Here is a 15852-nt window from a genome sequence, read left to right as displayed (position 1 = left end):
TTGATTGATGCGTGGGACTTCCTGACCAGAACGCCTCGGTCCACAGCACCCAATAACTATCGCTAGCCCGGGGATCTGGGTGTTGTGACCCGGGAGGGCTCCACCCATGAGCGATGGCAGCACAAACCAACCCTCAAAGGTGACGTGCGGATCTGGTTCTACGTTGTGGATCACGTGGTCTATCTGGAGCAGGTGCATACGAACCACCCCGATGAGACCAAATAGCGGCGGCGGAAAAACGCCTCCGTGCTTGCCGTGCGGTGATCGGTTTGTCGAGTTCCGGTGGGATTTGACGCCACCGCAAACCTCAAGAAGGGGCTGGTGACACTGTCAACACTTTTTCTGGCGGCCCGGCTCGGACTCCTTCGTACGGGGCCGAACTGCCGCAAGATCCCTCGACTTCCCCTTGTTTGCAAGGGCTAAAAGCCGGTTCGAATCCCACCTTGGGAACGCTAAATCTCTTGGTCGGGAACTCAACCCGCCGTTGTCCTGCGATTTGTTCCGGTGAATACTTCTTGGCAGGGTCCTCTTCCGCTTTCGCACGCAAGAGGGTATTCGTGTGGAGTTTGGCCGGTTTCGGCCGGCTGGCACGCTCGTAGGCGAGCACATGCGCGGACGACGCCCGATAAGTGGTGCAGGGTTTCGTGTTGCGTTTCAATTCCCTCGATATCCTCGAGGTCGACGTCCCTATGGCCTCGCCAATCGCTCTCATGGACTGGCCCTGGGCGCACAGAATCGCGATCTCTTCACGTTGAGCGAACGACAGGCAGCGACCCTTTAGATTCCTGCCGCGGCGCGAACGGACGCCACCAGCAGCGGCCAGGACAGTGCGCCCGGCACGCCGACTGGTATCGATGGGAATCACGGCATCGGTGATGAAATCACCTGCCTGCATCCCAGCCCAAAAGACCTGCAATAGATCCGGACGGAAAAGGATTGAATACTTCGCCCGCTCAACAATCATTCACTAAGCGTTGCAATCACCACAAGAACCCAAGGAAGCCTTGCCGGGCGGTTTGCAACTCTCCGCATCGGCGTGCTGGCTAGTCCCGTTCGGCGATCTCCTTTACGCCTTTCACGAGGCTGTCCCACATGCCTTTCGAGTGCTCGGCCCCTTCAGCGGTTGCGTTGTTGTCCTGCGACAACGTGAACTCAGTCGTGTGGCCCTCACCTTTCAACGTCCACGTGAGTGTGTGGTAATTTTCGGGCACGTCGTCCTGGCCACTCAACGGGCTGAAATGCGTATTCACGAGTCGCCGTTCGGACTCAAGCTCCAGAATCACGCCTTTGTCCTCATAGTCCTTGCCCTTCCAAACGCCGCGCCAGAGGATCGGAGAGCCGACGGTCCAGTCGGTCTCGACGTTTGTGCCGAACATGAATTCCTTGATCGCGACGCTGTCAGTAAGTACCGACCACACACGACCCCTTGGCGCATCGATCTTGATGGTCGAGGTCGCTATATACTTCCCAGTCATTGCATTCTCCTTCTTCTAAATTGATCTGGTCTTGGTTATGAGCTCAGCTCTTGCTCAGTGCGGTTGATTGAGCCCAATTATCACCGCAGGGGCAACCTCGTGCACAGAGCATGTCAAGCTTCGCTAGACCGAACTTTGAACCAGCACGGTCTCGCGTTCACGCCGCCGCGAGGGGATGTAGAGCAGTGCGCCTATGACGCTGAACCCTCCTGCCACCGCTAGCGCGAATCCAGGCGATGCTGCTGCGGCCAGCGGGGTGAGTATGAGCAGCCCCAGACTGTACGAGCCTCCGGAGACCATGGAGTTCATCGAGAGCACTACGGCACGGTTTTCCGGCGTGGCCTCGCGGTGCAGTAGTGCGTTGTGCATCGGCCCGGCTGAGCCGTGTGTTAGATACGCAAGCCAGTAGCCGACGATTAAGCCGACGGGCCCCGCGGCCAAACCCATGGCGATCACGAAGAGGCCGTTCAGAATGCGTGACGCGATCGCCGTGCGGGCGACTCCGAATCGTTTGCTCGTGATGCCGGCTAGCAGGGCGCCGACCGCGAACAAGCCCCACGCTGCGGCAGATGCCGGCCCAAACAGGGCCGCTGCCGCATCCTCGCCGCCCAGATCATCTGCGAGCTGGACGGGGGTCAGTGTTTCGAAGGCGATCATCGCGACGCTCCAGAACACCTCAACCAGTACAAGCGCGCGCAGCACCGTCGAACTGCGCAACAGTTGCAGACCGAGCATGACGGTTCGGGGCGCCTGTTGGAGGGCATCAAGCATCTGCAGATGGCGGCAGCGATCGGTTGTTGTCCTCGGAGCCTCACGAACCACCGTTGCTAGTAGCAGAGTGTGGGCTGCGTACAGCACTGTCGTAACGCCGAACGGCAAGGCCAGTGCCGACCACTCACCCAACGGATGCCAGGCAACCAGGGCGCCGCCGATCATCGCACCGACGGCGATGACGACGCCGAGAGTCATCGATGCCCGGCTGAGGCCACGCTCGATGGGGTGCTCTTGGTCGTGGGCATTCGCGGTGTCGACGAACCATGCCTCGAGCGGGCCGGAATCAAGGGCTCGGAAGATTCCTTGGGCAACCATCCCGAGTGCGAACATCCAGAACGTTTCAGCGAACAGAATCAGTACTGTCGATAAGACGGCCAAGACCCCGGAAAGTAGCAGTAGCGGTCGCCGTCCAAGCGAATCTGCCAGGCCACCAGTCGGAAGCTCAAGACCCAGCACCACGAAGCCCTGAATAGAGAGAAGAAGTCCAACCTGAGTGAGTGAGAGCCCGCGACTTAGGGGTAGTAGCACGGTCAGTCCGAAGACGATACCGACGGGGAACCAGCGTGTGGCAGTCAAGAGAACCAGACGGCGTTCGGCTTGGTCGGCGGTGAGGGGCGGGGGAGTTGTGGTGCGATGCATCACCCCGCCTCCTCTGGCGGCTGAAGATCGACCGGGCCCACGAAGGTATGCAGGTGAACCCGAATCGCACGCGCGTCGCCGTCGCCGAGTGTCCGGTACCGTTCGAGAAGAGAGTCGATATCGTCTTTCAGGGCTGCCGCCTGCTCCGGGGTGACTCGGAGGAAAGAGTCATTCAGACCAAATACGTCGACCCACGCGGCAGGCCATGCTTCGGCGACATCGAGCCATTGCTCGGCCCGATTAGTGAACTGCCGAACGTAATCGTGCTGCAACCAGCCCATGGCCGCTCGAGTATCGTCGTCGTCAATGAAGTCGGAGTTCCGCCACGAATGGTAGTCGGATGATGCCCGCCATAACCGCCTTTTTCCCATGCCCTCGCCAGTGTCGGTGACCAGCCCAACGGACTCAAGCGCCCGCAGATGATAGCTGGTCGCACCGGTATTTGTCGAAAGAATAGCCGCCAAATCGGTTGCTGTGAGAGGGCCGTCAATACGCAATTGCCCAAGGATACGAGACCGCATTGGATGCGCGAGTACGCGCACCGCCTGCTGATCGAGCTTGATACCGGTATAGGGGTGCTTGGCTTCATCCATCCTTCCAGCCTGCCATGCACACATACTATGCACAATAGGTATGCACACTAATTGTGCACGGGGATTATCTAGAATCAGCTTCGCGTCCGGGACTCGCCTGAACTGATTCCGCTTGCCGGGCGCTGCACCGCCACGCCAGGGGGAGTGGCGCCGGCAACAATTGGCAAAACCAACAGCGGTTGTGACTGTTGGCTCTATTTGGCGGCCAAACTGCTGCTTTCATTGGAGGTTTTCGCAGTCCTGCATGTCGAACCTCCTGTGGGACATGGTTGTTGCTGGGCAACAGCAAGAACCCAATTCGGCATCCTCAGACCGATGCAGAGGCCCCTATGTCTGGTTCGCGACGCATTCTCCGTCAAGTCGCATTCCCGCAAGTAAGGTGTTGTCGGGAGCAACTCAGAGAGCGGGTTGCAGAATGAATTTGAACTCCGTCGCGCCCGATCCGGGGGGTATTGCCTGGCCATCTTTGTCCTGGACGGCGGCAACGATCAGTCCCCCGGCCTCGGCGAGCTTCCGGAATCCTGACTGTGTGTACCAGTGCAGTAGCCAGGTCCTGTCCTCGACCAAGCTGGCGCCGTTGGCGTGCTTCTCGTATCGAAGGACACTTCGCTGAATCCGGGCTTCTTCATCGTGATCCGCGGAGACGACAGAACAACGCAGGACGGCGCCATCCTCGGAGACCACTTCACTAACCCTGCCAATTTGATGAGGCTCAGTAGGTGCAGGGATAAACAACGGGACGAGGGCGGATCCACCATCAGCGAGGTGGCGCCGGATACCTTTCAGGGCCCGCAGTGCCGTCTCATCGTCTGGAAGTAGCGTGAACGTGGGCCCAGCAAGAAAAACTGAACGGTACCTACGAGGTAGATCAAGTTCCTCCATCCGCTGAGCGAAGAGGGCAACTTTGATATCCGCCTCGGCCGCTTTCTGGGAGCACCGCGCGAGCATGTCTTGGGAAGAATCGATGCCGTCAACGTCGAATCCATTCCGGAGCAAGTCAAGGATGGGTTCCCCGTCGCCACAACCAAGCTCAAGCGCAGGTTCACCCGACCGCGCGATGAACTCCGCGTAGGGCTCCCACGCTTGACTCGTGGACTTCAGCGGCTCATAGAGCTCCGCCACAATGCCGGTGTAGAAATTTGAAGCGTCCATATTGCTGATTCTTCCAAAGTGGTTCTCCAAAACTGCGCTTGCCAGAAACACGGAGTGTCTTGGGCGTGCCACGTCTTGCAAGGAGGGGGCGTCTCATGGGTGGAACCGCTTACGGGCGCCGTCGCTGACTTTGCCAGGTCCAGAAGAGGCTGTCGGAAGTTGGGCTCGACAGACTACTTCTCAAACGATGCAGAATTCAACGGTGCGATGGATATCGATGCACGCGGCTCTGGGCTCGCACCGGCGAATCGAAAGCTTCTCCGTGAAGGAGAGAACTCAAGCACGATAGCCTCGTATGTAGGACAGACGGGACAGCGTCATGACGGGTCCTGTTGTTCTTGCCAATAGAGGGGGAAGCGTATCTATGGATATCGCGTCGATTTTGATCATTGCGGGTATCTGCATACTTTGCCTTTTGCCGGTGGTGTTTCGGTCGTTCCGAAGCTTTGACAAGACCGCTAATGACATGGAAGCCCAGAATCCTGAGGTAGCGAAGGCTATCCGCGATGCTCGGCGCGATATTGATCGTGGCAAAGGTCGCTACGGGCCGTAGCGACAACTTTGGGGCCGCCCAACCAAGTGCGTCACCTTCAGGCCTCCACTAACGCTTCCCGTGCCGAAATAGGGAAGCGCCTGAAATCAATCAGCTAGTCCGCCGACGCATCCGGTAGCTTTCGGTCGACATAAGCCGCACGTTTACGCCCATCACTGCTGTCGACCCTCATGCCGGCGAAAAACAGGCCCGCTTTGAGGGCAGTCGCCCGGGACGGGGCGTTGAGCGGGTCGATCCACGCGATGACCGGCGACGTTGGATCGACGGAGTGAGCTGCTGCAATACCGGCCATCGCGAGTTCGGTCGCGTAACCCTGGCGCTGCAACGAATGTTCGATGCGGTAGTTGAGATTCCAGCTACCGCTTCGATGCCGCTGGACGCCCCCGCTTCCGACGACAACGGAAGGATCCTCGACAAGGAACGCGATCCAGTAGCTGAAACCGTCACTGTTCCAACGCCCAGCCGCCCGCTCGACGTAGGTGTCTGTCTGGCGAAGGTTGATGTGGCGACTCGACGGTTCATACCACCACAATCGATGGTCGCTAAAAATAGGGAAAAGCAGTTCGCCGTCTCCGATTCTTATGGCCCGCAGATGCAGGCGCCGTGTCTGTGTCTCGCAGCTCATCCGTACAGCTTAGGCCTTCGCTTCACGAACCGATCGAAGACCGCGCACTCATCCCGCGTCCAGACCTCCGCCCGGAAGACGGTCCGACTCCAGGACGTGGAACCACCCAGCTCACCAGTCGCTGCGAGATCAGTGCTGCCCGGAGGGGAACGGCGCTCTGCGGGACAATTCGCCGGATCCCAGAATGGCGCCAATGGATGTAGCTGGGGGCATTTCCAAATGGATTGGGTTCCCTATTTCTTCATTCGTGAAGCCGGCTTGGTTGCGATTCTTACGCTGAGATCGATGGCCATTCCCAGGTTGGTGCACTGTCTATCGTCGTGTCCTAGATGTTCTTGGATGCTGGCCCCCGCAGGTTGATTTGTTTGGGTTTAACGCTTTGTGGGAAGTGTAGTGGGTGAGGCTTGCGGCACTGTGTCGCACTGCCGGGCATCGGACAGAGATGAGGGGCGTGCTAGTTCCTCTTCTGTCCCCACGAGGAAAAGGAGTAGGCAATGGGTATCGGAGACAAGATCGGAAACAAGGCCGAGGAACTCAAGGGCAAGGCCAAAGAGCACCTCGGTGCTGCCACGGATGATCAGCGACTTGAGGCCGAGGGCAAAGCGGACCAGGCCAAGGCCGGCATTAAGCAGGCGGGCGAGCACGTCAAGGATGCTGCCAAGGATGTCACTGGCCACTGATCCCAGCGGGGACACCTGGGCGTGCCCATACGGGGTGCGTTCTCACTCGACTTGAGAAGTCGAATTTAGAAGGAGTTAGGTCATGAGTTTTATTGCGTTCCTGATATTGGGACTCATTGTTGGTGCGATCGCGAAAGCGATCCTGCCAGGACGTCAACGAGGCGGCATCCTTATCACCATGCTCTTGGGAGTCGTGGGTGCCTTGCTTGGCGGATGGATCGGTGGGGCGATCTTCGGCGTTGGGCTTGAGAACTTCTGGAGCCTGCAAACGTGGCTAGTCGCCATCGTGGGTTCACTCATCGTCTTGGGCGCTTATGGTGCTGCTGTGCGCCGCCGCGCCTAAAAATGGCCTAAGGACCCCGGTCCCGTTCATCCGGCCCGAAGACATGGTGAGGGGCCATCGCGCCTTGAATTTTCGTCCGGGCCTCTTACTATTCGGACTGTGGGTGAGAGTCCGTCTCGCGTCCCCTGCCGAGGACGCGAGACGGACTCGTTTCATGTTGTATCCGGCTCTGTGGGCTACTGTTTCGCGGGTTCGGTCAGGCGGCGCCCGAGACGGTCGAGTAACTGCTTGAGCTGACGGGAAATCTGCATCTGGCTAACGCCGAATTCTTGGGCGATCTGCCCCTGTGACAGCTCAAGGACAAAGCGCAGATGAAGCAGCCGCTTGTCTTCTACGCTCGCGTCCCACAGCACTGCTTCCACGGTTAGCTCTTGGTTAATTCGTTCAAAACCGGGATCGTCCACCGCCAGAATGACGTCGAGCCCCCGGCCTTCGTAGCTCGCTTCCGTGTCATTTTGCTGAATCTGCTGGGTGACCATGGACATCTCTGCAAGCAAGGCAAGTGTCGTATCCATCACTGATATGCCGGAGGCTGAGCTCAACTCGGCTGTTGAGGGGTCACGCCCTAGGCACTGTGTCAGCTCGGGTCGTACATGCCTGATCCTGAGTCTGGCCTCCTGGACGGGCCTCGGTGGCCGTACCACCCAGCAATGATCCCTAAGATGTCGTTTAAGTTCCCCGGTGATAGTCGGCACTGCAAAGGCAATGAACCCATGATTCCCTGCCTCGCGGTACCTTCTGGCAGCCTTCACGAGTCCGAGCCTGGCAACCTGTTGGAGATCTTCGGCCTCACACGCCGGGGCACGATACCGGCGCGAGAGAGCATCGGCAAGCCCCATGAACTCAAGCACCAACTGGTCAGCGCTCAACTCGGCACCTAGTCCTGCTGGTCCTGGTGGGAGCGGAATGCCAGTGGAAGAAGTCCCAGGTGCGACTGCTCGGGAGTTTGTCTCCTGCAACGCATTGCCGGTTGCCGAGTCATGGAACAGTGGAGAAGTTCTGGTGTACATGTGGTCGTGCCCTTCCGCCGCGGTCAGCGGGTTGCCCGACAAAGTGCGGCGAGATGCTCATCAGGGATGGGGTACCCGCTCCAGCGGCGGTCGTTGCCTGGCTGGAAAACCGTCTCGGCAGTGAACGTGCGCTGACGGTGACGACCGGACGCTACAGCCCACACGACGCGGAAGTGGTTCCCCCTGCGGGTAATCACGTATCCGTGGATCTCGACGCCGGCATCGCTGACCACCACCTTCGCGGCCGCCGCCTGCAAAACAGTCAATGATCGGGCAAGAGTGGCCTGGGCCTGAAACGGAGTGGCCGGTTGTGTGGTCGTCGTCGACACTATTTGGCCACCATGTCTTCAATGGAGTTCCTGGCTATCGACGGCCCAGATGATTGTGAATTGCCCGGGCCGATGAGTGCAAGTCCATTCCGGTGCAACGCCGTCACAATGGCCTGCTCGCGCCGAACAAGGACTGCGATCCGTCTGGGGTTGGAGGTACTTCTAAGTGCGTCCTCGGCCATGGCCAGTTTCACAATAAGTTCTCGAACAGTCGCCTGGCCGAGATCGTCGTCCTCAGGCGTGGGTCTGTTGATGGGTTGGGTTGGTTCCATTCCCGAAGCCTATTTCTCGAAAGGGGTTAACTTCTTCACCCCTAGGGGTGGACTTGTCTACCCAGAAGTGCCTTACAGTGGGGGAATGGAAAGCCTTCGCATCGCCTTGGTGGATGACTATGAAATCGTGCTTCGAGGGCTAGAGATGATGCTTCGGTCCTACGGGGACACTCTGGAAGTTGTCGAAATCGACCTCAATCGTGATGTGGATACACCAGTCCATATCACGCTCTACGATACTTTTGCCGCGACCCCAGGAGACGGCACAGATGTACACGAACTGGCAAACAATCCACTGGCCGGCAAGGTAGTTGTCTATTCCTGGGACCTCGATGAAATGCGGGTCAAGGCGGCACTGGCCAACGGGGCCAGCGGATATCTTTCAAAAGGGTTGCCCGCAGCCCGACTGGTCGCTGCGCTCCACGAAATCCACCGGGGAGAAGGAGAGGTCTTCCAAGGATCCAGCAGCCAAGCGCAATCCAGCCTCGGCGATTGGCCCGGCCGTGAAGAAGGCCTCACTCAGCGGGAGGCAGAGATCCTCGCATTGATTACTCAAGGTTTAACTAATGCCGAGATCGCCGACAGGGCCCGGTTATCCATCAACACCGTCAAAACATTCATCCGGAGCTGCTATCGCCGCATCGGGGTAACTGATCGCTCCAACGCCATCCTCTGGGGCCTAGCGCACGGGTTCTTTCCTGACCACAAACGCGTCAAACCGCGCCAATGAGCGCCTGTCATTTCCCGAAGCTAAGTCCACAAATGTTAGACGTCGTCTTCACCCGTCTGAATCTTCACGTGTGCTCTGCTCGGAATTTCAGAACCCGGCAGCACCGCCCTCCCCATCCCGCAGCGGAAGCTCCTGCTGGACAGTGGGGCTTCACTTTGGGTCGGGCACCCTACGAAAGGCTGTAGTTCAACTAGACCGAGGACCATGGGGTGACGAAATAGAAAGTTCCACTTTCATCATGATCGGCGTCATCGTGACAATCGGATTGATTGGCGCGGGCTTCTTCGCGAAAAAGAAGAATCGAGACTAGTCAGTTCACTTGCACTTCCGTGGATGTGTTAACCCGAGCTTGGCAGAGGGGCCGGCGCCACGAATCAGAGTTCGCAGGGGAACGCTCTGCGGGAGGCGATTCGTCTAAATTCAACGTGGACGATTAGCCTCATGAGTATGAAGAGACTGGCTGTGGTCACGGGTGCGAGTCGAGGCTGGGGGAAGGCTCTTGTTGATGAGTTCTCAGCCTCTGGCTGGAACGTCATTGCGGTCAGTCGGGCGCAAGTCGGACTTCAGGTTTGGAGCGGGTCTGGCGTTGTTGAGGCCGTGGAGCACGACGTCCGGGGCAACGACTTCAACGAGCTCTTTGCCGTCATTGGCGAGCGTCCGGTTGACCTGCTGATCAATAATGCCGCCCAAGGTGCAAACCATCAACGGCTAGGCTCCATTTCCCCGGAGAGCGTGACAGACGCCGTCGAAGTCAATGTAGGAGGGCCGCTGCGCCTGGTGCAGGCGCTCCTGGCGAACCTATTGGCAGCCCCGGACCCGCTCATCATCAACGTGACCTCGCGGCTTGGCTCCGTTTCGGCCCAAGCAAGGGGAGATTTTTCTGATCTTTCAACCAGTTACGCCTACAAGATCTCCAAGGCGGCGCAGAACATGCTGACGGTCTCTCTCGCTCAGGACCTGCAGGGGCAGGTCAGGGCGTGGGCCGTCCACCCTGGGAAGCTGGCCACAGGCATGGGCCAGCCGGATGCATCCAAGGATCCTAGGCTTGCAGCTCGGCAGCTACGGGAGCTGGTCGACTCGGGCGATTCGACCTCGCCGCGATTCTGTTCACTAGGCGATGACGACCTCACCTGGTGATGCCCCCACACCGGCCCTACGACCTAGTGGCGGGTGACCCGGAACTATCAGGCGGGTGCGTTACCTTACGACGCGTTCCCCTTGGGGACCTTGCTTGACAGATTCAGCACCTTTTCGCCCGTGAGCCTGCCTGTCACCCTGACTTTGCTCACGCTACTTCTGAAGAGATTACAGAGGAGAATGGTCAGCAAATAGGTGTGATTGGAGATCGCTTATTCATGATTTGGTGGGTCGAAGGTGCACGTCGGTAATGTTCCAAAGGGGAACCCTAACGGGCAGTCACTTCTGAAGTTCAGCCCATCGCTCGTGTTGATGGACGACGGCCGCATTCTCGAATCTGGAAACCCGCGCGAGGTGCTCGCCAACCCCGGGCATGAAGCCGCTGGATCTAAGTTCGTAGCAAGTGTTGCGTTGATTTGGCTGTTGTTTGTGGCAGGTTGAAGGTATCAGATTGTTCAGGAACACTGTGCGGCTCATGATCGGAAGATTCCATGCCGCGGTCCATCGCATTGACGAAAGGAACATGAACACCATGAACGCAACACCTTCGAAGTCCGAAGCTTCAATCGATGGTTCGACCAATGTGGGCCGCGCCGACACGGTCGGAGCGCTCTTGCGCCGTACTGTCTCACGTAACGGTTCAACGGACGCCGTGCTGTTCGAAGACCGGCGATGGACCTATGACCAGCTAGAGATGGGTGTTGATCGGGTCGCACGCCGGCTCATGGGCCTTGGGCTTTCGAAGGGTGCCAGAATCGCTGCCTACGGCGCGAACTCCGATGCCTATCTCCTGCTGTTCCTTGCGTGTGCCAAGACCGGATTGGTCCACGTGCCCGTGAACTTCGCCCTGAAGGGAGACGAGCTCAGCTACCTGCTCAACGACTCGGGCGCGAGCCTGGTGGTGGCTGATCCCGAGCTGCTGCCGCTGGTTGGCGAGGTGGGCTCTTCGGGCCGGGCACCCGCCGTCGTACAGGTGTGGTCCATGTATCCGGGAAACGACTCAAGCGAAGCATCACTTTTGGAAACCGCCCTGAGTGACGACCTGGATACAGGCACGGCCGAAGTTGCGGTGGGGGAGCATGATCTCCTCCAGCTGCTCTATACCTCTGGCACAACCTCGGCCCCTAAGGGTGCGATGATGACCCACGCGGCATTGATCGCGGAGTACATCTCTTCCATCATCGCGCTGGACTTCACCGCCGACGACCGACCGCTCATCGCCATGCCGCTGTACCACTCGGCGGCCATGCATGTCTTCATGTTGCCCTACCTTTCACTCGGGGCCACCATCCGGTTGATCGCGCGCCCAGACGTCGGAAAGATCCTTGGCTTGGTCGAAGAGGAACACCTCGGCTCACTCTTCCTGGCACCCACGGTCTGGGTTCCGCTGAGCAATCATCCGGATCTGGCCACACGGGACCTGTCCTCCTTGTCCAAGGCGCAGTACGGGGCCTCCATCATGCCCGTCACGGTGCTGGCGCGCCTGCGCTCCCGCTACCCCAACATTGGCTTCTACAACTGCTTCGGCCAGTCCGAGCTCGGCCCGCTGTGCACAGTGCTTCGCCCCGAGGAACACGAAACCCGTCCGGCTTCTTGCGGCCGTCCCGTCTTCTTCGTCGAAGCACGCGTCGTCACCGCGGACGGCAGGATCGCAGCAATCGGGGAGCCGGGGGAAATCCAGTACCGCTCTCCGCAGCTACTTACCGGGTACTGGAACAAGCCTGAGGCAACGGCCGAGGCCTTCATTGATGGCTGGTTCCGCTCAGGCGATCAGGTCACCCAGGACTCGGAGGGCTTCATCGAAGTCGTGGACCGGATCAAAGACGTGATCAACACCGGGGGAGTGAACGTTGCGCCACGGGAGATCGAGGACTGCATTTACGAACTGCCCGAGGTTGCGGAGGTGGCCGTGGTTGGCATCGCCGACGATCGCTGGATCGAGGCCATCACTGCCGTTGTTGTCCTCAAGGACGGTGCGTCCTTGAGCGCCGAGACTGTGCGGACCCACGTCAAGAGCCGGCTCGCAGACTACAAGGCGCCCAAGCGCGTTGACTTCGTCGCAGAACTTCCCCGCAACCAGTCGGGCAAGCTGCTCAAACGAGAACTACGGGCAGAGCGGGCTGGCTAGACCGCGGAGGCGGATGTTGTTGCGGCCACGCCAACCGCGGTGATGGTGCCCCGGGTAAAGTCGCCTACGAAAAATGACAGGGGCTGAAGTTGCCCAGGGCATTTTCACCTTGGGCAAGCAATTTGAACCTGTGCACGGAATGAGCCTGGGGAACACCATGGGATTCCCTGTGGGTTGGATCGACCGGCCTTGGCCCTGAACTCATGTAGCTTGGCCCGCATTGGGCAGGCTCGTATGCGCCTGGTGCCCTGCGAAATTACGCTTTGGCTACTTGGCGGATCAGTGCCTACTGCGGGGGAGTCAGGGCTTCAGGCGGTCATCCTATGAGGTGAATCATCGCAGGCTGAATCCTGCTGACAGCGGATCGAGCGGGTCAAGTTCGAAGTTGCACGCCCCTACCCGGTACGCCTGGCCTGTGATTTCAGGAATGATGCCAATCTCAGTGGTCTCGGCCACACGAGCGAGGAAACGGGTTCCGATGATCGAGTCATGCGTTAGCGTATCCCCTTCTCGCAGCACTCCGCTCGCGGCCAGTTGAGCTATCCGCGCAGCCGTTCCGGACCCGCACGGGCTGCGGTCGACTTGGCCGTCGGCGAAGACGGTGACATTGCGTTGCCATGGCCCGGCATCATTTCGGCCGAGGTCGTCGTGCAGGATCGTGCCGTACACGCCTGAGAGACGGTTGTCCGCGAGCTGAGCCGCCGGATGCGCGTTGAGCGCCCATTTAATCTCTCGGCCCAACCGGATGAGCTCTGGCGTGCACTCTGGCGTTACCTCGAGTCCGAGTGCGCTAGCGTCCACGGTTGCGTAGACCGCGCCACCGAAGGCAAGGTCAACGTGGACTTCGCCGAGACTCGTGTGGACAGGAATACCGGTAGCCAACACACGCGATTCAACATTGTGGAACACAACGTTCGTGGTGTGACCGTGCTTACGTTGGACAGTTGCCCGGACCCGGCCGCTCGGTACGTCGATAGTGACCGTGACTTCCCCGTCGTCGGGTGCGGCTACTAGGCCTCGGTGCACGGCCCAGGCACCCAGGGCCATCGTGCCGTGTCCGCAAGCGGTAGAGAACCCGTCCTTGTGCCAGAACAGCACCCCGAAGTCGGCCCCATCGTCGTCGGGCGGTGTGATGAACCCGCCGTACATGTCGTCGTGGCCGCGTGGTTCCAGGCTTAGGAATCTCCGGACATTGTCAGGGGCGCCGGTCATCGCGTGCATGCGCCGCTCGCCGACAGTGCTGCCCTCGGTGGCGACATTCTCGACGATGCGGAAAGGTTCGCCTGCCACATGCCAGTCCTCAGTTATCCAATGCATGACTAGCGTCCTTACTGTCGTGGGTCCAAAAGCACTTCGTTGAGGGGCAAGCACGAGAACCTCATCCGAGATCGCTCTCTACAAAACGGGGTTTTTGGCGCGCGCCATGGGCGCTGACTAGCACCCCGGGATCTTCCGTCGTCGGAGATCCCAGGTGTGAAAATTCAGCACAAATGCAATGTTACCAATATTACAATGTGATGTGTACCATTGCACTCATGCCGTCGCGATGACGCATAGAAAACTACAGATGAGGTGACACATGAATCGCTCCCTCTTTAAAACAGCCGCGGTCCTCGGTGCCGTGACGGTCCTGGCCACGAGTGGATGCACAGCAACACCGTCAGCATCCAGCGGTGGGCCGAAGACCGGCGGCGTGCTCAAGGTACTGGCGAAAGGCGACGTCGACCATCTCGACCCGCAGCTAGTGGCATATGTCCCGACGTATGGCGTGATGCGCTCACTGTCGAGGTCGCTCCTTAGCTACGCCGCCAGCTACGCCGCCAGCAACGATGCCGGCGAACGCATCAAGCTACAGCCTGACCTCGCAACCGAGGTACCGACCCCTACCAACAACGGATTGACCTACACCATCACGCTCCGTGACGGCATCACCTGGGATGCCCCCGGTGGTGCGCGGCCGATCGTTTCAAGCGACGTTGCTCGCGGCATCAAGAGGCTTTGCAACCCGAAGATATCCGGTGCGCTGGCGGGCTACTTCACTGACCTCATCCAAGGTATGGGCGAGTTCTGCGACGGCTTCGCCAAGGTCGCACCCGAGGCGGCACCCATGAAAAGCTACCTCGAGAGCACCCCAATCCCGGGGATCGCGACTCCCGACAGCAAGACCGTGGTGTTCACCCTGACCTCCCCGGCCAGCGACTTCCCCTCCATGCTCTCCCTGGACGCCGCCGATCCAGCCCCGATTGAAGCCCTGGACTACATCCCGGACTCACCCGAATACCGGAAGGCATTCGTTTCCTCTGGCCCCTACAAGGTCAAGGACTACACGCCCGATGCGAAATTGGTCCTAGAGCGAAACCCGTCCTGGAAAGCAGACAGCGATCCGTTGCGCAAGGCCTATGTAGACGGCATAGAGATGACGATGGGCGTCGATGGCGATGCCGCGATGCAGCAGCTGCAAGCAGGCTCTGCGGACATGCTCTTCGACCTCACACCGAGCTCCACAAACATTCAGCAGCTCAAGGCACAGAACGACAAGAACCTCTCGACAATTGAGAACGGTGGCATCGACCAATTCATGTGGATGAACACCAAGTCATCCAACAACGGCGGGGCACTGCAAAAACTCGAAGTGCGCCAAGCGCTCCAGTATGCCGTGGACAAGGCTGCGGTGGTGCAAAGCATGGGCGGCACTCAGCTTGCCGGCGTCACAAACGGCATCTTCGGATCCGGCATCCTCGGGTACGAAAGCTACGATCCGTACCCCACTGACGGCTCCAAGGGCGATCCCGAAAAGGCTAAAGCGCTGCTGGCAAAGGCCGGCTACCCCAACGGGTTGACGCTGAAGATGCCCTACCGGAACGTCGGTTCCCAGCCGAACATCGCCCAGACAGTGCAGGCCAGCCTGCAGAAGGCCGGGATCACTGTTGAGATGACCCCGGTGCCGCCAACGGACTACTACGCGAACTTCATGACCAACCGCGACAACGCCGCTACCGGCAAGTGGGACATTGCCCTTGTCGGCTGGTCACCTGACTGGCAAGGCGGTGCCGCGCGCAGCGTGTTCCAGCCGCAGTTCACCTTCAATGGGACACCGCAGACGTATAACTACGTCGACTACAACAGCGATAAGGCCAACGAACTTGCCAAGCAGGCTCTCAACGCCCCGAACGCTGATGAGCAAGGCAAGCTTTGGCACCAGGTGGACCAGGCCGTCATGGCTGACTCGCCCATCGTCAGCATCGCCTACCGCCTGAAGACGAACTACCATTCCTCGCGAGTGGGAGGCTTCGCCACCTACGCGCAGAGCCAAAATGGCGACTGGACCAACGTCTACCTGACCAAATAGCACTTTCGGGACCGATGCGTATCCGGCGGCCGAGCCACTTCGGCCGCCGGATATTCAGAAGAG

At 59.4% G+C, this 15852-nt stretch carries 17 protein-coding genes; 7 read left to right on the top strand and 10 right to left on the bottom strand.

Annotated features, from left to right (window positions below; all coding sequences use genetic code 11):
* Window positions 1–307: 307 nt before the first annotated feature.
* From CXQ94_RS23325 to CXQ94_RS12235, 5 genes are all read right to left on the bottom strand, one after another.
* Window positions 308–895 carry a transposase gene (locus CXQ94_RS23325; RefSeq protein ID WP_368665580.1) on the bottom strand — a complete coding sequence of 196 codons (588 nt, stop codon included), beginning with the start codon at window positions 893–895 and terminating at the stop codon, window positions 308–310.
* Window positions 896–1043: 148 nt separating this feature from the next.
* Window positions 1044–1475 (bottom strand): SRPBCC family protein, encoded by a 432-nt coding sequence (locus tag CXQ94_RS12250; RefSeq protein WP_104090490.1) that lies wholly within the window; start codon window positions 1473–1475, stop codon window positions 1044–1046.
* A gap of 123 nt (window positions 1476–1598) precedes the next feature.
* A complete protein-coding gene (locus CXQ94_RS12245; protein WP_104090487.1) occupies window positions 1599–2888 on the bottom strand; it encodes an MFS transporter in 1290 nt (429 codons plus the stop codon).
* Window positions 2888–3481, bottom strand: a complete 594-nt coding sequence (locus CXQ94_RS12240; RefSeq protein ID WP_104090484.1) for a helix-turn-helix transcriptional regulator — start codon at window positions 3479–3481, stop codon at window positions 2888–2890. The genes CXQ94_RS12245 and CXQ94_RS12240 overlap by 1 nt, the downstream gene beginning before the upstream one ends.
* A gap of 396 nt (window positions 3482–3877) precedes the next feature.
* Window positions 3878–4633 (bottom strand): class I SAM-dependent methyltransferase, encoded by a 756-nt coding sequence (locus tag CXQ94_RS12235; protein ID WP_104090481.1) that lies wholly within the window; start codon window positions 4631–4633, stop codon window positions 3878–3880.
* Window positions 4634–4997: 364 nt separating this feature from the next.
* Here CXQ94_RS12235 and CXQ94_RS22625 point away from each other — a divergent pair, with 364 nt between their 5' ends.
* Window positions 4998–5186: a hypothetical protein gene (locus CXQ94_RS22625; protein ID WP_104090478.1), complete on the top strand. Its 189-nt coding sequence runs from the start codon at window positions 4998–5000 to the stop codon at window positions 5184–5186.
* A 94-nt stretch (window positions 5187–5280) separates the two neighbouring features.
* Here the strand turns inward: CXQ94_RS22625 and CXQ94_RS12225 are convergent, their stop codons facing one another.
* Entirely contained in the window at window positions 5281–5811 is a 531-nt protein-coding gene (locus tag CXQ94_RS12225) for a GNAT family N-acetyltransferase (protein WP_104090475.1), read from the bottom strand.
* A 494-nt stretch (window positions 5812–6305) separates the two neighbouring features.
* Between CXQ94_RS12225 and CXQ94_RS12220 the strand changes: the two genes are divergently transcribed.
* Together CXQ94_RS12220 and CXQ94_RS12215 are read left to right on the top strand one after the other, a co-directional pair.
* Complete coding sequence (locus CXQ94_RS12220; RefSeq protein ID WP_104090472.1) at window positions 6306–6491, top strand: CsbD family protein; 186 nt, start codon at window positions 6306–6308, stop codon at window positions 6489–6491.
* An 82-nt stretch (window positions 6492–6573) separates the two neighbouring features.
* Window positions 6574–6834, top strand: a complete 261-nt coding sequence (locus CXQ94_RS12215; protein ID WP_104090469.1) for a GlsB/YeaQ/YmgE family stress response membrane protein — start codon at window positions 6574–6576, stop codon at window positions 6832–6834.
* A gap of 176 nt (window positions 6835–7010) precedes the next feature.
* On the opposite strand, the gene CXQ94_RS12210 is transcribed toward CXQ94_RS12215, so the two are convergent.
* The 3 genes from CXQ94_RS12210 to CXQ94_RS12200 are packed head-to-tail and all read right to left on the bottom strand — an operon-like array spanning window position 7011 to window position 8445.
* Window positions 7011–7844, bottom strand: coding sequence for a sigma-70 family RNA polymerase sigma factor (locus CXQ94_RS12210; RefSeq protein WP_146070297.1), 834 nt, complete (start codon window positions 7842–7844; stop codon window positions 7011–7013).
* A gap of 23 nt (window positions 7845–7867) precedes the next feature.
* Complete coding sequence (locus CXQ94_RS12205) at window positions 7868–8173, bottom strand: hypothetical protein (RefSeq protein WP_104090463.1); 306 nt, start codon at window positions 8171–8173, stop codon at window positions 7868–7870.
* Entirely contained in the window at window positions 8173–8445 is a 273-nt protein-coding gene (locus CXQ94_RS12200; protein WP_104090460.1) for a hypothetical protein, read from the bottom strand. Before CXQ94_RS12200 ends, CXQ94_RS12205 begins: the two co-directional genes overlap by 1 nt.
* Before the next feature lie 85 nt (window positions 8446–8530).
* On the opposite strand from CXQ94_RS12200, the gene CXQ94_RS12195 reads away from it, so the two are divergent.
* From CXQ94_RS12195 to CXQ94_RS12180, 3 genes are all read left to right on the top strand, one after another.
* Window positions 8531–9175 (top strand): response regulator transcription factor, encoded by a 645-nt coding sequence (locus CXQ94_RS12195; RefSeq protein ID WP_104090458.1) that lies wholly within the window; start codon window positions 8531–8533, stop codon window positions 9173–9175.
* Between the two features lie 447 nt (window positions 9176–9622).
* Window positions 9623–10312, top strand: coding sequence for an SDR family NAD(P)-dependent oxidoreductase (locus CXQ94_RS12190; protein ID WP_104090455.1), 690 nt, complete (start codon window positions 9623–9625; stop codon window positions 10310–10312).
* 532 nt (window positions 10313–10844) lie between these two features.
* Window positions 10845–12440: a fatty acyl-CoA synthetase gene (locus tag CXQ94_RS12180; RefSeq protein WP_258067049.1), complete on the top strand. Its 1596-nt coding sequence runs from the start codon at window positions 10845–10847 to the stop codon at window positions 12438–12440.
* Between the two features lie 333 nt (window positions 12441–12773).
* Here CXQ94_RS12180 and CXQ94_RS12175 read toward each other — a convergent pair whose 3' ends face one another.
* On the bottom strand, window positions 12774–13757 hold the full coding sequence (locus tag CXQ94_RS12175; protein WP_104090449.1) for a proline racemase family protein: 984 nt from the start codon (window positions 13755–13757) through the stop codon (window positions 12774–12776).
* A 262-nt stretch (window positions 13758–14019) separates the two neighbouring features.
* Here CXQ94_RS12175 and CXQ94_RS12170 point away from each other — a divergent pair, with 262 nt between their 5' ends.
* Window positions 14020–15789 carry an ABC transporter substrate-binding protein gene (locus tag CXQ94_RS12170; RefSeq protein WP_104090447.1) on the top strand — a complete coding sequence of 590 codons (1770 nt, stop codon included), beginning with the start codon at window positions 14020–14022 and terminating at the stop codon, window positions 15787–15789.
* Window positions 15790–15852: the final 63 nt, after the last annotated feature.

This window comes from Arthrobacter sp. GMC3 (genome assembly GCF_002929305.1).
GTDB lineage: Bacteria > Actinomycetota > Actinomycetes > Actinomycetales > Micrococcaceae > Specibacter.
The sequence above is the reverse complement of the archived record's forward strand: the minus strand, read 5'-3'. Positions and strand labels throughout refer to the sequence as shown.

Excerpts from the sequence above, each read along its gene's own strand:
- CXQ94_RS12240 (WP_104090484.1), bottom strand. The coding sequence starts at position 3,481 with ATGGATGAAGCCAAGCACCCCTATACCGGTATCAAGCTCGATCAGCAG.
- CXQ94_RS12235 (WP_104090481.1), bottom strand. The coding sequence starts at position 4,633 with ATGGACGCTTCAAATTTCTACACCGGCATTGTGGCGGAGCTCTATGAG.
- CXQ94_RS12245 (WP_104090487.1), bottom strand. The coding sequence starts at position 2,888 with ATGCATCGCACCACAACTCCCCCGCCCCTCACCGCCGACCAAGCCGAA.
- CXQ94_RS12250 (WP_104090490.1), bottom strand. The coding sequence starts at position 1,475 with ATGACTGGGAAGTATATAGCGACCTCGACCATCAAGATCGATGCGCCA.
- CXQ94_RS12200 (WP_104090460.1), bottom strand. The coding sequence starts at position 8,445 with ATGGAACCAACCCAACCCATCAACAGACCCACGCCTGAGGACGACGAT.
- CXQ94_RS23325 (WP_368665580.1), bottom strand. The coding sequence starts at position 895 with ATGCAGGCAGGTGATTTCATCACCGATGCCGTGATTCCCATCGATACC.
- CXQ94_RS12170 (WP_104090447.1), top strand. The coding sequence starts at position 14,020 with ATGAATCGCTCCCTCTTTAAAACAGCCGCGGTCCTCGGTGCCGTGACG.
- CXQ94_RS12215 (WP_104090469.1), top strand. The coding sequence starts at position 6,574 with ATGAGTTTTATTGCGTTCCTGATATTGGGACTCATTGTTGGTGCGATC.
- CXQ94_RS22625 (WP_104090478.1), top strand. The coding sequence starts at position 4,998 with ATGGATATCGCGTCGATTTTGATCATTGCGGGTATCTGCATACTTTGC.
- CXQ94_RS12210 (WP_146070297.1), bottom strand. The coding sequence starts at position 7,844 with ATGTACACCAGAACTTCTCCACTGTTCCATGACTCGGCAACCGGCAAT.
- CXQ94_RS12195 (WP_104090458.1), top strand. The coding sequence starts at position 8,531 with ATGGAAAGCCTTCGCATCGCCTTGGTGGATGACTATGAAATCGTGCTT.
- CXQ94_RS12180 (WP_258067049.1), top strand. The coding sequence starts at position 10,845 with ATGAACGCAACACCTTCGAAGTCCGAAGCTTCAATCGATGGTTCGACC.
- CXQ94_RS12190 (WP_104090455.1), top strand. The coding sequence starts at position 9,623 with ATGAAGAGACTGGCTGTGGTCACGGGTGCGAGTCGAGGCTGGGGGAAG.
- CXQ94_RS12175 (WP_104090449.1), bottom strand. The coding sequence starts at position 13,757 with ATGCATTGGATAACTGAGGACTGGCATGTGGCAGGCGAACCTTTCCGC.
- CXQ94_RS12220 (WP_104090472.1), top strand. The coding sequence starts at position 6,306 with ATGGGTATCGGAGACAAGATCGGAAACAAGGCCGAGGAACTCAAGGGC.
- CXQ94_RS12225 (WP_104090475.1), bottom strand. The coding sequence starts at position 5,811 with ATGAGCTGCGAGACACAGACACGGCGCCTGCATCTGCGGGCCATAAGA.